Raw genomic sequence first — 13,656 nt, 5'->3', positions numbered from 1 at the left:
TTTTTCGCAATCCATGTCACGCCAGCCCATCCTGTCTCGTCATGTCGGCACAACCCCAGAAGAAAGGTGCTGACATGACCGCCAAGCTCGATCCCTTCGCCGCCGCGCCCCAGCTCATGAAGAGTTGGTTCGCCACCTCCACCGCCATCAACGCCAGCCTGGAGCCGAGCCTCATCGAACTGGTCAAGATCCGCTCGTCGCAGATCAACCAGTGCGCCAACTGCATCAACATGCACACGGCCGAAGCCCGCGCCCAGGGCGAAAGCGAACAGCGCATCTACCTGCTCTCCGCCTGGCGGGAGGCGCCCTGCTACACGGCCCGCGAGCGCGCCGCGCTGCAATGGACGGAGGCCTTGACGCGGCTCTCCGAAGGGCACAGCCATGAAGCGGCCCATGAGGCGCTGGCAGCCGAGTTTTCGGAGGAGGAGCAGGTGAAGCTGACCCTGATGATCAACGTCATCAACGGCTGGAACCGCATCGCGGTGGGCTTCGGCCTCTGGCACGACACGCCCGCCAGGGCGGCTGCGTGATGGCGCAGGGGACGCTTGGGGACGCAGCGGAGAGCTTCGATCCGCTGCGTCCCCGCCTCATCCGCGTCGCCTATCGCATGCTGGGTTCGGTCGCGGATGCCGAGGATGTGGTGCAGGAAGCCTTCATCCGCTGGATGGGCGCCGACCGGGAAGCGGTGCGCGAGCCGGAGGCGTTCCTGCGCCGCGCGGTGACGCGGCTGTGCCTGGACCAACTCAAGTCGGCGCGGCGCAACCGCGAAACCTATATCGGCCCCTGGCTGCCCGATCCGGTGGTGGATGAGGGCGAGGAAGAGGAGGACGTCACCCTGCCGCTGATGCTGGCGCTGGAGCGGTTGTCGCCGCTGGAACGGGCGGCTTTCCTGCTGCATGACGTCTTCGGCGTCGGATTCGAGGAAATCGCCGCCACGGTCGAGCGCGATCCGGCGGCCTGCCGCCAACTGGCGGCGCGGGCGCGGGCCCATGTGCGGGAAGCCAGGCCCCGATACCGGGTGGAAAGGCAGCGCGGGCTGGAGATCGCCGGCGCCTTCTTCGCCGCCTCGCGCAGCGGGGACATGACGGCGCTGGGCGCAATGCTGGCCCAGGATGTCAGCCTGCACAGCGACGGCGGCGGCAAGCGCCCCGCCGCGATCGTCCCCGTGCTGGGCTTCGGCCAGGTGATGCAGGTCCACAAGGCGCTGGCCGTGCTGTTCGGCAAATATGGCTCGACGCTGGTGCGCGTGGGGCTGATCAACGGCCTCCCCGGCTTCGTCACCCGCGAGGCGGACGGCGAACTCCAGACCACGGCGCTCGACATAGAGGATGGACGCGTCACCGGCATCTATGTGATGCGCAATCCCGACAAGCTGCGGCACCTGCATTGACGAAGCGGCCCCAGGCAGCGTGGACAAATTCGAAAATGTCGGGAAATGGCCAACGGCGGACATCAATTCCTCCCTGCGCGAAGCGTGGGGAGGGGGACCATGCGAAGCATGGTGGAGGGGAAATGGCGTGACCTGCRTATCTTCCCCTCCACCAGCCTTCGGCCGGTCCCCCTCCCCATCTCTCGATGGGGAGGAATAGGATAGGTCCGCTCTCCACCCAAATCACTCAGTCCGGCAAGTCTTGAATTTGTCGATACAGCCTAAAGGAAAATCCTTCGCGCGCCGGGAACGGCCCGGATCAGATAATAGGCGGCGATCGGCATCAGCAGCGCCTGCGCCAGCAGCCACGGCTTGCCCATATAGGGCGAGAGATAGTGGATCACCGCGACATGGAGATACATGATCACCAGCGACGCTCGCCCGATGGCGGCGATCCAGCCGCTGAAAGGCGCGATCCGCACCGAAAGGCGGAACAGCAGCAGGCTGGTCGCCACGGCCGATCCGATGGACAGCAGGGGCCAGCCATAGTCGGCGGCCTTCATGTTGAGCGTCGGCAGCAGCGCCGTCAGCCCGGCCAGCGACAGCGGGACCAGCGGCGCCAGCATCCAGCCTCGCCAGTTCACGCGCTGCCAGGCCGCCCCCACCCAGAGCAGGACCAGCGCCATGGGCACGGTCAGCATGCCCAGCGGCGACAGGCCGGCGAACCGCCCCACGCCATAGGCGATCGGCAGCACCGGCAGCATCAGCAGCGCCCAGCGCCGGTCGAGCGGGTCTGGCCAGCGGGCCAGCGCCATGTTGAACAGGATGCGCGCCATCATCAGGCAGGGCACGAACCAGAAGATGGTGAACGGTCCCCGCAGCCAGGAGCCGCCGAGCATTATCGGCGCCAGATCCCCCGGCCAGTCATGGAAGATCGGCCTGCCGCCCTTCATCGTCTCTATGATCTGGTCCGCCAGGATCAGCAGGATCAGGAAAGCCGCATAGGGCCGCATCTGCGACGCAAGCTGGCGGCGGGCGAAGCGTCCCGCCGGCTGCGGGCGGGACAGCAGGCCCGACAGCAGGAAGAACAGCGGCATGTGGAAACTGTACATCGCATCGCGCAGCCCGTCGCGCGTCCACACATGGCCGACGACCACGGCGACGATCCCGATGCCGCGCGCGACATCGATCCATTCCAGCCGCCCTCCGCCCGGCGGATGCGCCTCATGCCCCCTGTTCTCCATGCCCTCCACGCCCTATAGGAAGCCGCACGCGCGTCAATCGCTGCCCTGCATTTACGGAAAAACGCCCCTTGTCCCTGCTTCATGACCGAGTTCTGTTCATCGATGGCGAGGCCATCATCCTTGACAAGCCGGCGGGCCTGCCCGTCGACGCGCCGCGTGACGGGTCGCTTTCGCTGGAAAACCACCTGTCCTCGCTGACCTTCGGCTTCCAGCGCTGGCCGCTGCCGGTTCACCGGCTGGACCGCGACACCAGCGGCTGCCTGCTGCTCGCCCGCAATCCCAAGGCGCACAAGCGCTTCGCCGCCGCCTTCGAGGCTGGGACAGTCGCGAAGCGCTATGTCGCGGTGGTGGACGGCGTCCCGGCGGAGGACAGCGGCGCCATCGACCTGTCGCTCAAGAAGGTCAGCACGCCTGCCCAGGGCTGGCGGATGATCCCGGCGAAGGCGGGCAAGGCCGCGTTCACCGAATGGCGCAAGATCGTGGAAAAGGACGGACGGGCGCTGATCGTCTTCACCCCTCGCACCGGACGCACCCACCAGATCCGGACCCATGCGCTGCATGGCCTGGGCTTCGGCATTGCGGGCGATCCGGTCTATGGATCGGGTCAGGGGCCGATGCTGCTGCACAGCCGCTTTCTCAGCATTCCCCGCGGGGAAAAGCCGCCGGCGGAGGCGACCGCCCCCCTGCCCGCGACCTTTGCGGCGGCGGGCTTCGGGCAGGAACTGCTCGAACAGGCCGGGCTTTAGCGCTCTTGCCCCGCATCCCCGTCACCCGGTCGATCTCCATCGACAGCGACGAACTGACGGAAAGTTTCGTCCGCTCGACGGGGGCCGGCGGCCAGCATGTGAACACCACCGACAGCGCGGTGCAACTGCGCTTCGACGTGGCGAACAGCCCGTCGCTGCCGGAGGCGGTCAAGAACCGGCTGGCGGTCATCGCCGGGCGGCGAATGACGGCGGATGGGGTGCTGATCCTCCGCTCCGAAGGATCGCGGTCGCAGCTCCTGAACCGGCAGGAGGCGCTGGACCGGCTGGTGGAACTGATCCGGGAAGCCACCATCGTGCCCAAGGCGCGCAAGGCGACCAGGCCGGGCAAGGCCGCCAAGGCGCGGCGCGTCGACGCCAAGAAGGCGCGCAGTTCGGTCAAGGCCGGACGCGGCAAGGTAAGGCTGGATTAACCGGGCTGGCCTGCACCCGCGCCACACCCTATATGCCGGCCATGTTCGATTTTTCTCCTCCGGCCGGTGCCGACAAGGCCCCGCTCCACGAAGACCTGCTCTCCGCCGCCGATGCGCTGACGGCGGGCGAGGCTGACGCCATCGCCAATATGGCCAATGTCTCCGCCCTGATCTGGCAATTCCTGCCCGACCTCAATTGGGCGGGCTTTTACCGGATGGTGGACGGCGAACTGGTCCTTGGCCCCTTTCAGGGCAAGGCCGCCTGCATCCGCATCCCGCTGGGCAAGGGCGTCTGCGGCGCCGCGGCGGCCAGCGGCCAGACGCAACTGGTGGAGGACGTGCACGCCTTTCCCGGCCATATCGCCTGCGACGCCGCCAGCGCATCGGAAATCGTCGTGCCGGTGATCGTCGAAGGCCGGGTCGTCGCCGTGCTGGACCTGGATAGCCCGATCCCGGCGCGCTTCGACAGTGCGGACAGAAGGGGGCTGGAGGCGCTGGTCGGGCGGATCGCGCCGCGTCTGGTTTAGGGGCCTGCCCCTTTTCGGGACAGGCCTGAAAATGCCGACGCTTGGATGGCGGCCGTCCATCATGCTAAACAAGTCGTTAACATATCAGCCGAAAGCAGGGATTCGAGCATGCATATCCGGAGCTTCATCCTGGCCGGCGCCGGCCTGGCGATCGGTTTGACGGCGCCGGTTTCCGCGAACGGGCCGGCCAGGGGCGGAGCCATCGCCGCCCGAGCGCCAATGCATGCGGGCGCGACGGTTCACCGCTGGGGTCCGCGCCATCAGGGCCGCTGGCACGCGGGCTGGTACGCGCCGGGCGGCTGGGCGGCCTATCGCCGGCCGGTGGTGGGCTATGTGCTGCCGCGCTACTGGATCAGCCCTGCCTATCATATCCGCGACCATGGCGCCTATGGGCTGCCGGCGCCCGTCAGCGGCCATGGCTGGTCGCGCTATTATGACGATGCGGTGATGACCGACCGGGACGGCCGCGTGCGCGATTATCGCAGCGGCGTCGCATGGGAGGAGGCGGGCGACGCGCCGCCGCCTGGCCTGCGCTATGATGACGAAGTCACCGCGCGGGATGGCCCGCCTCCGCCGCCGCTCGGCTATGAAGGGCGCTGGAGCGGCACCTGGCGCGACAAGGACGGCAAGACCTTCAGCGGCGATTATGAAGGCCGTTTCGAAGGGCAGGTCCAGGGTGGACCGGGCGTCGATTTCGACCCGCCGCCCTATGCCGCCAGGCCGAACCGGACGGAGCGGCATGGCGGTCCGGGAGAACCCGTCGTCACGACGACGCAGGCGCCGGGCTTCATATCGGGCGGCTATTATTATCCGGGCGCCACCACCACGACCGTCGTGATCCAGCCCGCCGTCACCACCACCCGCACCTATGTGACCGAAGTTCCGGTCCGCAGGCGCAGGGGACGGTAGAACAGATCCACTGCCCCGGTATCGCGGGACGGATTCGAGCGGAAAGCCGGCGTTCAAGCCGAACCGTGTTCCTGCCTTCGCAGGAACACGCTGCGCTTCCACCATGCGAAACGGAACTGGAGCATCGCGCAATATTCGCGCTGAGCAGGGACCGAGCCTGTCGACCGCCGCAGTGGCTAGGCAGCGTGGACAAATTCGAAAATGTCGGGAAATGGCCAATAGCAGTCATCAGTTTTCCGTCACCCCGGGCTTGACCCGGGGTCCCGCTTTCCTTCTAAGTGCCGCGCCTCGTCCAAGGCAGCGGGACCCCGGGTCAAGCCCGGGGTGACGAATAGAGGGAGGCGTGACGAATAGGGGAACGTCCACTCCCCACTCAAATCACTCAGTCCGGCGAGTCTTGAATTTGTCCACGCTGCCTAGTCAGCGCAAATGGCGGGATCCGTTGAACGCACGATGCCCTAGGCAGCGCGCGAGCGCACCGCCGCCCAGGGCCGGGGCCTTCCCATCAGGTAACCCTGGCCGATGGTGCAGCCGCGCGCGATCAGCATCTCGACCTGCCCGGCGGTTTCGACGCCTTCGGCCACCACCTCCATGCCCAGGCTGCTGCCCAGCTTGACGATGGCGTCGACGATGACCGCGTCGCCCGCATCCTGCTCGATATTGCTGATGAAACTGCGGTCGATCTTCAGCACGTCGACCGGATATTGCTTCAAATGGCTGAGCGATGCGTAGCCGGTGCCGAAATCGTCCAGCGCGATCCGCACGCCCGCCGACGACAGGCGGTGCAGCGCCCGCTCAACCTGTTCGGCGCCCCGGCCCAGGAAAACGGTCTCCGTCACCTCGATCTCGAACTGCTGCGGCGGGACGGCGCAGCGCGCCAGATGCGCGAGGACATAGTCGGCGAAATCATGCTGAATGAAATCGGCGGCGGACGCGTTGATGGCGACCCGGCCCGGATCATGGCCTGCGCGCAGCCATCGGTCGACGTCGCGGACGACCTTCGCCAGCATCTTTTCGGTGAGTTCGACCGCCAGTTCGGCATTGTCGAAAGCCGCGGCGATGGTGTCGGGCGAATGCACGCCGGTGCGGGGATGCTCCCAGCGGAGCAACGCCTCATAGCCCAAAATCCGGCCGGTCCGCATGTCCGCCTTGGGCTGGTAATAGGGGACGACCAGATCGTCCACGATCGCCTGGCGCGCCATGTGGATCATCGAACTGCGCTGCTGCGCGTCGGCGCGCAATTGCGACTGGAACAGCGTCAGCCGCCCCCGCCCGGTGGACTTGGACGCATAGAGCGCCAGGTCCGCCGCCTTCAGCAATTCCGCCGCGTCCTCGCCATGTTCGCCGAAGACCGCGCCGCCCATGCTGATCCCATAGTCGAGCGACCGCCCATTATGGACATAGGGCACCCGCACCCCGCCCAGCAATTCGGCGCTCCACGCCGAAAGCGCCGCGCTGCTGGCCAGCGAGGGCGCAATCATGCCGAACTCGTCGCCGCCCAGCCGTCCGATCATGGCATCGGCCGGCGCGCAGGAGGCGAAACGCTGCGCAAAACCGCAGAGCAGCGCATCGCCCGCATCATGGCCCAGCGTGTCGTTGGTCCGCTTCAGGTCGTCGATGTCGACCAGGATGAGGCCAAAGCTCTCCCCCGTCCGCCGCGCCTGCTCCGTCATCTCCTCCAATGTCGCCTGCCACAGCGCCCGATTGGGCATGCGCGTCATCGGATCGTGCGTGGCGGCCCAGCGTATGCGTTCCTCGCTGTTTCTCTCCTCGGTCACATCCTGGAAAGTGACGATGACGCGCAGCGGCTTGCCGGAATCGGAAAAGCTGCTCCAGCCAACGCTCTTTATCCAGCGCAGGGCGCCGGTATCGGCCCTGTACACCCTCAGCGTGGCCTCGAAATGCGGCGGCATGCGCTCGCTCGCGACGACGTCCAGCATTTCGGCAAGGCGCGGCCGGTCCTCCGGGTGCACCAGCCGCAATGCCAGTTCGCTGGTCGCCGGTTCGGTGTCGGACAGGCCCAGCATGGTCCGGAATTCCCGCGACCATGTCCGCGTGCCGGCGACCGCGTCGAAATCCCATATGCCCAGCCGCGCCGACTGCACCGCCAGGCGGAAGCGCTCCTCGCTGTTGGCCAGTTCGCGCTGCGCCAGCTTCTGCGCGTGAATATCCTCCAGCGTGCCGTACCAGCGCACGATCCGGCCCTTCGCGTCCCGCCGCGCCGATGCGCGGGAGCGCATCCAGCGATAGCCGCCGTCGGAAAGGCGCAGCCGGTAGTCGACATCGACGGGATCGCCGGTGCGCAGCTTTTCCGACCAGACGGCCAGCGTCCGGTCGACATCGTCGGGATGCAGCGAATCGATCCATCCCCTGCCCCGCGCGCGCGCCGGGGCAATGCCGGTCAGTTCCTGCCAGCGAGGGCCCACCTCTTCGATGTCGCCGCTCGCCGATGCCGTCCAGGGAACCTGGGGACTGAGTTCGACCGACCAGCGATAATGCTGCCGGCTTTCCGCCAGGGCGGCCGCCAATGCGTGGCGGTCAAGGTCGTGGCGCTCGTCTATGTCCTCTATCGTTCCGTACCACAGCGGCGCCTCATCGGGTTCCGCGACCAGCGTCATGCGCACGATCCCCGTCCTGGTCTCTCCGGCCAGCGTGCGCATCCGGACGGGAACGGGATCTGGCCGGGCGGAGCGCCTGGCCGCGTCGGCCAGCGCCTTCCAGTCATGCCTGTCCAGCATGGCGCGCCAGCCATTGCCGGTGATGTCGCCGGAAAAATGACGGGCGAAGAGGTCCGACATGATCTCCCGCGACAATATGCGGCCGCGACGGTCGGCGATCCAGCGAATCAGCGGCGGCGAAACGCGCTGGAAAACAGGGGAGAAGGAGAGTTCGTTGCGATAGAAGAATGAATCCCATCCCAGCCCTTCCCGAGCCAGTCCGGAGGCAAATTCCCCAAATCTGCGATCAGCAAAACGGTCCATCTATCGACCCTGATCCATCGCTATTTCCGCAACCCATCGGAAAGCAGTAACGGAAAAAGTTAAATAAGCTTTCCAATAGCGTAGTACGTAATAAATCCATGATGACGCAAAGCCGTTCCGGGCCGGCCATGCGAAGACGTCCCTGGGCTGAATCGGCATTTTGAAGATGACGAGCCGAAAATTGGCGGCTTTTCGCGACTCTTGAAGCGAAGCGCGTGACTCGCTTCAACCATTTGCAGGCCGCCAGGGCCGAATGTCGATACAGCCTGCGCCCGGCCTGTCCCCGGTGGCCATCGGGTTTTATTTGCGGAAGATCGCCGCCAGTTCGCGGGGCAAGGCCGGATCGTCGCGGCTTTCCGCCTGCCGCGCCGCCTGCGCCTGCTCCTGCGGGTCGAACCGCGCCCAGCCGTTGCGGCTCAGCCGTTCGAGCGGACGATAGCGGATCTTGTACTGCATCCGCTGCGATCCCTCGACCCAATAGCCGAGATAGACATAAGGCAACCCCGCCTTCGCCGCGCGCAGGATATGGTCCATGATGATGAAGTTGCCCAGCCCCTTGCGATGCTCCAGCTCCGTATCGAAGAAGCTGTAGATCATCGACAGGCCATCGCCCTGCCGGTCGGTCAGGCAGGCGCCGATCAGCCTGCCGGGACGGCCATTCTCGCCGGGTTCGCGATATTCGACGACATGGCTTTCCACCGGGGTCTGTTCGACCATGTCGGCAAAGTCCATTTCGTCCATTTCGGTCATGCCGCCGCCGGGATGCCGGGCGCGCAGATAGCGCTGGAGCAGTTCGAACTGCTCCTCCGTCGACCAGGGCTTGCAGGCGGTGATGACCAGGTCTTCGTTCCGGCGCAGCAATTTGCGCTGGGTGGCGTTGGGTTCGAACTCGCCCGCGACGACGCGCACGGACACGCAGGCGGAACAATCCGCGCAACTGGGGCGATAGGCGACGTTCTGGCTGCGGCGGAAACCGATGCGGCCAAGGGCGTCGTTCAGTTCGGACGCGTTGTCGCCGCTGAGTTCGGTAAACACCTTCCGCTCGCTCTTGCCGGGCAGATAGGGGCAGGGGCTGGGATTAGTGACGAAAAAGCGCGGAAAGCGGAAAGGCGCACTCACGACCGCATCTCCCCCACAGCGCTGCCCGACCCCTGATTCATGAGTCGACTATGCCGTTCGCGAGCGGCTGTGAAAAGTTTATTTACCACGAAAATTGGTTAAGCGGCAGAGAAGAGACTGGAGGTTTGCGCGATAGGCGGGAAATGGCCAGTTGCGGTCATCAGTTTTCCGTCACCCCGGGCTTGACCCGGGGTCCCGCTGCCTTGAGCCGGGCGCGGACTCAGAAAGAAAGCGGGACCCCGGGTCAAGCCCGGGGTGACGAAATGGGGATTGGCGGCTTTCCACCCTTCGCCGCAAATCCGCTAAGCCACCTCGATCGGCGCGACCTCATAGCCCACCTGGCGCAGGGCGGCGATCAGGCGTTCCAGATGGGCGCCGTCCCGCGTCTCGCATTCCACGTCGAGGCTCAGGCCCTTGGCCGGCAGATTGGTGAAGATCCGCTGGTGCGACAGTTCCAGGATGTTGACCGCTTCCTGGTCGAAGATGCGCGCCACATGGAACAGCGCGCCCGGCCGGTCCTGAAGGATGATGCGCAGCCGCGCCAGCCGGCCCGATCGCGCCAGGTCGCGCAGCAGCACATTGGCCAGCAGCCGCGTATCGATATTGCCGCCCGTCAGGATCAGCCCCACGCTGCGCCCGGCGAACAGTTCCTTGTGCGTCAGCAGCGCGGCCAGGCCGGCGGCGCCCGCCCCCTCCACCACGGTCTTTTCGATCTGGAGCAACAGGCTGACCGCTTCCTCCAGATGGCGCTCGCTGACCAGCAGCACGTCGTCCGCCAGCCGCTCGACGAAGCGGCGGGTGAGTTCGCCCGGCTCCTTGACGGCGATGCCCTCCGCCAGCGTGTCGCCGTCGCAGGGCAGGTTCGCGCCCTTGATATAGTCGTACATCGACGGATAAAGCTCCGCCTGCACGCCATAGACCTTGATGTCGGGCTTCATCGCCTTGGCCGCCGTCGCCATGCCCGAAAACAGGCCGCCGCCGCCGATGGGCACGATCAGCGTGTCGATCTCCGGCGCGTCCTCCAGCATCTCCAGCGCGACCGTCCCCTGCCCGGCCATGATGTCCGGCTCGTCGAAGGGGTGGACGAAGGTCAGGCCCTGCTGCACCTCCAGTTCGCGGGCATGGGCATAGGCGTCGTCGAACTTCTCGCCGAACTGGACGACGGTCGCGCCATGGCCCTGCGTCTGGGTGACCTTCACCGTGGGCGTGGTGTTGGGCATGACGATGGTGACGGGCACGCCCAGCCGCCTGCCGTGATAGGCAAGGCCCTGCGCATGATTGCCGGCAGACGCGGCGATCACGCCCTTCCCCTTCGCCTCCTCGTCCAACTGAAGCAATCGGTTGAGCGCCCCACGCTCCTTGTAGGCGGCGGTGAACTGGAGATTCTCGAACTTCAGATACACCTTGCAGCCGAACATGGCCGACAGCGTCTGGCTGACCAGCGTCGGCGTATGCACGACGGAGCCCGAAATTCGCACCCGCGCCGCCAGTATGTCGTCGACGGAAATGGGCAGCGGCACGGCGCTCTCTATCTTGCTCAGCGTGTTCATGGCGCGCCACCTAGCTTAAAATTGCGGCGGAAGGAACTGGCACTGACGGAAAACTCTGCCTATGGCTTGCGGGGCGCGCATCCAACTGATCGAGGCATATGGCTAAAATCGCGTTTATCGGCCTAGGCGTCATGGGCGGCCCGATTGCGGGGCATCTGGCGAAGGCGGGGCATGAACTGACCGTCTACAACCGTTCCATCGGCAAGGCGAAGCGCTGGGCGGAGGCCTATGGCGGCGCGGTCGCGATCAACCCGGCCAAGGCGGCCGAGGATGCGGAGATCGTCATCAGTTGCGTCGGCACCGACGACGATCTGAGCCAGATCACCCTGGGCCGCGACGGCGCCTTCCGCTCGATGAAGCCGGGCGGCCTCTTCATCGATCATACCACGGTATCGGCGCGGATCGCGCGGCAATTGTTCGTGGAGGGCGAAAGCCGAGGGCTGCACTGCGTCGACGCCCCGGTGACGGGCGGTCAGGCCGGGGCGGAAAAGGCCAGCCTGGCGGTCATGTGCGGGGGCAGCGAACCGGCGGTCGCGGCGGCCCGGATCGTGATGCAGGCCTATGCGCCGCGCATCGTCCATGTCGGGAAGGCGGGCGCGGGCCAGACCGCCAAGATGGTGAACCAGATCTGCATCGCGGGCGTCGTGCAGGGCCTGGCCGAAGCGCTGCGCTTCGCGCAGGCGGCGGAACTGGACCTGGACAAGCTGTTCGACGCGATTTCGGGCGGCGCGGCGCAAAGCTGGCAGATGGACAAGCACTGGAAGACGATGGCGGCGGACAGTTTCGATTTCGGCTTCGCGGTGGATTGGATGCGCAAGGATCTGGGGCTGGCGCTGGAGGAGGCGCGGGCCAATGGCGCGACCCTGCCGGTGACGGCGCTGATCGACCAATTCTATGCCGATGTGCAGGCGATGGGCGGCCACCGGCAGGACACCAGCGCGCTCGTCCGGCGGATCACGCGGGCATGAACAAGGCCGGCATGACCCGCAGCGCCCTTCGCCCTGGGCCTGGCCCAGCGACAATGCGCCCCTGCGGCAAGCTGTGCGGGAACGGCCGCGCCATCGCCCTTGCCACCCTCGCCACCGCCCTCGCCCTGGCGCTTCCCGTCCCCGCGCTCGCGTCGGGCATCATCGACAATGTGAACGGCATCGCGCTGGACGCCGACGGCCGGCTGGTGCGTTTCCGGGCGCTCACCATCGACGATGAGGGCAAGGTGGAAAGGCTGCTGCCCGACCGCTACCGGGAACCGGAGCAGCCGCGCCCCCGCAAGCGGAAGCGGAACGAACCGGAACAGGCCCAGCCCAAGCGCCCCGACTTCAAGCTGGACGCGGGCGGCAGGACGCTGATCCCCGGCCTGATCGACGCGCATGGGCATGTGATGGGCTATGGCCTGTCGCTGATCACGCTAGACCTGTCGGACACCAAATCGCTGGCGGAGGCGCAGGCGAAGATCCGGGCCTATGCCGCCGCCAATACGGGCCGCAAATGGATCATCGGCACGGGCTGGAACCAGGAGCTTTGGGGCCTGGGCCGCTTTCCGACGGCGGCCGAACTGGATGCCGCCGTCAGCGACGTTCCGGTCTGGCTGGAACGGGTGGACGGCCATGCGGGCTGGGCCAATTCGCTGGCGATCAAGGCGGCGGCCGTCACCGCCGCGACCAGGGCGCCCGCCGGCGGGCGGATCGAAATGGCGGCGGGGAAGCCCGCCGGCGTGTTCGTCGACAAGGCGATGGAGCTGATCACCCGCGTGGTGCCGCCCCCGGCGCCCAAGGACCGCGACATCGCGCTGGAAAAGGCGCAGCAGGCGCTGCTGCGGCAGGGCATCACCGGCATTGCCGACATGGGCACCAGCATCGACGACTGGCAGGCCTTTCGCCGGTCGGCGGATCGCGGCGCGCTGCGGGTGCGGATCATGTCCTATGCCCTCGGCCTTGAGAACATGGTGCTGATCGCCGGGCCGGAACCGACGCCCTGGCTCTATGACGATCATTTGCGCATGGGCGGGATCAAGCTGGTCCTGGACGGCGCGCTCGGATCGCGGGGGGCCTGGCTGAAGGCCGACTATGCCGATGCGCCGGGGCAGCGCGGCCTGCCGATGATCCCTTCCACCCAGCTTCGCAACATCATGAGCCGGGCGGCGATGGACAATTTCCAGATCGCGGTCCACGCCATCGGCGACGCGGCCAACAGCGAAGTGCTGGACGCGGTGCAGGAACTGAGCGAAACCTACAAGGGCGACCGGCGCTGGCGCGTCGAACATGCGCAGATCGTCGACCCGGCCGAACTGCCGCGCTTCGGCCAGTTCGGCATCGTCGCCTCCATGCAGCCGGTGCACCAGACGTCCGACTGGCGCATGGCGACGGCGCGGCTGGGCGAGGCGCGGTTGAAGGGCGCCTATGCGTGGAAGGCGATGCTGGACAATCGCGTGCCGCTCGCCTTCGGGTCGGACGTGCCGGTGGAAAGCCCCAATCCCTTCTCCGGAATCGCCGCCGCCATGACGCGGGAGGATGCGTCGGGCCAACCGGCGGGCGGCTGGATGCCGGAACAGCGGGTTCGGTTGGAGGCGGCGCTGGACGCTTTCACCCGGACGGCGGCCTATGCGGCCTTCGCGGAAAAGCGCTTCGGCAGCCTGGCGCCGGGCCAACGGGCGGATTTCCTGCTGATCGACCGGGACATTTCCACCTCCAGCCCCGCCGAGATTCGGGGCACGCAAGTGCTGGAAACGTGGATCGGCGGCAAGCGGGTCTATGTGAAGGGGCAGTAGAAGCGATGCGCTCCTG

At 66.7% G+C, this 13,656-nt stretch carries 12 protein-coding genes; 8 read left to right on the top strand and 4 right to left on the bottom strand.

Going from position 1 to position 13,656, the window contains the following annotated elements; genetic code table 11:
• Positions 1-74 precede the first annotated feature (74 nt).
• Both L286_RS44615 and L286_RS44610 read left to right on the top strand, forming a co-directional pair.
• Positions 75-530: a carboxymuconolactone decarboxylase family protein gene (locus L286_RS44615; protein ID WP_013039895.1), complete on the top strand. Its 456-nt coding sequence runs from the start codon at positions 75-77 to the stop codon at positions 528-530.
• On the top strand, positions 530-1,390 hold the full coding sequence (locus tag L286_RS44610; RefSeq protein WP_020818810.1) for a sigma-70 family RNA polymerase sigma factor: 861 nt from the start codon (positions 530-532) through the stop codon (positions 1,388-1,390). Before L286_RS44615 ends, L286_RS44610 begins: the two co-directional genes overlap by 1 nt.
• Before the next feature lie 260 nt (positions 1,391-1,650).
• Here L286_RS44610 and L286_RS44605 read toward each other — a convergent pair whose 3' ends face one another.
• Entirely contained in the window at positions 1,651-2,613 is a 963-nt protein-coding gene (locus L286_RS44605; protein WP_020818811.1) for an acyltransferase family protein, read from the bottom strand.
• 68 nt (positions 2,614-2,681) lie between these two features.
• Here L286_RS44605 and L286_RS44600 point away from each other — a divergent pair, with 68 nt between their 5' ends.
• From L286_RS44600 to L286_RS0125040, 4 genes are all read left to right on the top strand, one after another.
• Entirely contained in the window at positions 2,682-3,359 is a 678-nt protein-coding gene (locus L286_RS44600) for an RluA family pseudouridine synthase (protein ID WP_007688475.1), read from the top strand.
• A gap of 5 nt (positions 3,360-3,364) precedes the next feature.
• A complete protein-coding gene (gene arfB, locus L286_RS44595) occupies positions 3,365-3,790 on the top strand; it encodes an alternative ribosome rescue aminoacyl-tRNA hydrolase ArfB (protein ID WP_020818812.1) in 426 nt (141 codons plus the stop codon).
• Between the two features lie 41 nt (positions 3,791-3,831).
• Positions 3,832-4,317, top strand: a complete 486-nt coding sequence (locus L286_RS44590) for a GAF domain-containing protein (RefSeq protein WP_020818813.1) — start codon at positions 3,832-3,834, stop codon at positions 4,315-4,317.
• A 108-nt stretch (positions 4,318-4,425) separates the two neighbouring features.
• A complete protein-coding gene (locus L286_RS0125040; protein WP_025160974.1) occupies positions 4,426-5,226 on the top strand; it encodes an RcnB family protein in 801 nt (266 codons plus the stop codon).
• A gap of 458 nt (positions 5,227-5,684) precedes the next feature.
• On the opposite strand, the gene L286_RS44585 is transcribed toward L286_RS0125040, so the two are convergent.
• The 3 genes from L286_RS44585 to L286_RS44575 form a co-directional block, all read right to left on the bottom strand.
• On the bottom strand, positions 5,685-8,207 hold the full coding sequence (locus L286_RS44585; protein ID WP_013039887.1) for a sensor domain-containing protein: 2,523 nt from the start codon (positions 8,205-8,207) through the stop codon (positions 5,685-5,687).
• Between the two features lie 300 nt (positions 8,208-8,507).
• Positions 8,508-9,326, bottom strand: a complete 819-nt coding sequence (locus L286_RS44580; RefSeq protein ID WP_013039885.1) for an arginyltransferase — start codon at positions 9,324-9,326, stop codon at positions 8,508-8,510.
• A 302-nt stretch (positions 9,327-9,628) separates the two neighbouring features.
• Positions 9,629-10,876, bottom strand: a complete 1,248-nt coding sequence (locus L286_RS44575; protein WP_007688463.1) for a threonine ammonia-lyase — start codon at positions 10,874-10,876, stop codon at positions 9,629-9,631.
• 98 nt (positions 10,877-10,974) lie between these two features.
• Here L286_RS44575 and L286_RS44570 point away from each other — a divergent pair, with 98 nt between their 5' ends.
• Together L286_RS44570 and L286_RS44565 are read left to right on the top strand one after the other, a co-directional pair.
• Entirely contained in the window at positions 10,975-11,844 is an 870-nt protein-coding gene (locus tag L286_RS44570) for an NAD(P)-dependent oxidoreductase (RefSeq protein WP_007688461.1), read from the top strand.
• A 53-nt stretch (positions 11,845-11,897) separates the two neighbouring features.
• Positions 11,898-13,640 (top strand): amidohydrolase, encoded by a 1,743-nt coding sequence (locus L286_RS44565; protein ID WP_021223980.1) that lies wholly within the window; start codon positions 11,898-11,900, stop codon positions 13,638-13,640.
• The last annotated feature ends 16 nt before the right edge of the window (positions 13,641-13,656 follow it).

The sequence above is a fragment of the Sphingobium sp. HDIP04 genome (assembly GCF_000445085.1).
GTDB classification, from domain to species: domain Bacteria; phylum Pseudomonadota; class Alphaproteobacteria; order Sphingomonadales; family Sphingomonadaceae; genus Sphingobium; species Sphingobium indicum.
Note: the sequence above shows the minus strand (reverse complement) of the source record. Positions and strands in the feature narration are given on the sequence as shown.

What these genes read in the sequence shown, in the direction of transcription:
- L286_RS44570 (WP_007688461.1), top strand. Translation starts at nt 10,975, where the DNA reads ATGGCTAAAATCGCGTTTATCGGCCTAGGCGTCATGGGCGGCCCGATT.
- L286_RS44610 (WP_020818810.1), top strand. Translation starts at nt 530, where the DNA reads ATGGCGCAGGGGACGCTTGGGGACGCAGCGGAGAGCTTCGATCCGCTG.
- L286_RS44575 (WP_007688463.1), bottom strand. Translation starts at nt 10,876, where the DNA reads ATGAACACGCTGAGCAAGATAGAGAGCGCCGTGCCGCTGCCCATTTCC.
- L286_RS44590 (WP_020818813.1), top strand. Translation starts at nt 3,832, where the DNA reads ATGTTCGATTTTTCTCCTCCGGCCGGTGCCGACAAGGCCCCGCTCCAC.
- L286_RS44605 (WP_020818811.1), bottom strand. Translation starts at nt 2,613, where the DNA reads ATGGAGAACAGGGGGCATGAGGCGCATCCGCCGGGCGGAGGGCGGCTG.
- L286_RS44565 (WP_021223980.1), top strand. Translation starts at nt 11,898, where the DNA reads ATGCGCCCCTGCGGCAAGCTGTGCGGGAACGGCCGCGCCATCGCCCTT.
- L286_RS44585 (WP_013039887.1), bottom strand. Translation starts at nt 8,207, where the DNA reads ATGGACCGTTTTGCTGATCGCAGATTTGGGGAATTTGCCTCCGGACTG.
- L286_RS0125040 (WP_025160974.1), top strand. Translation starts at nt 4,426, where the DNA reads ATGCATATCCGGAGCTTCATCCTGGCCGGCGCCGGCCTGGCGATCGGT.
- L286_RS44615 (WP_013039895.1), top strand. Translation starts at nt 75, where the DNA reads ATGACCGCCAAGCTCGATCCCTTCGCCGCCGCGCCCCAGCTCATGAAG.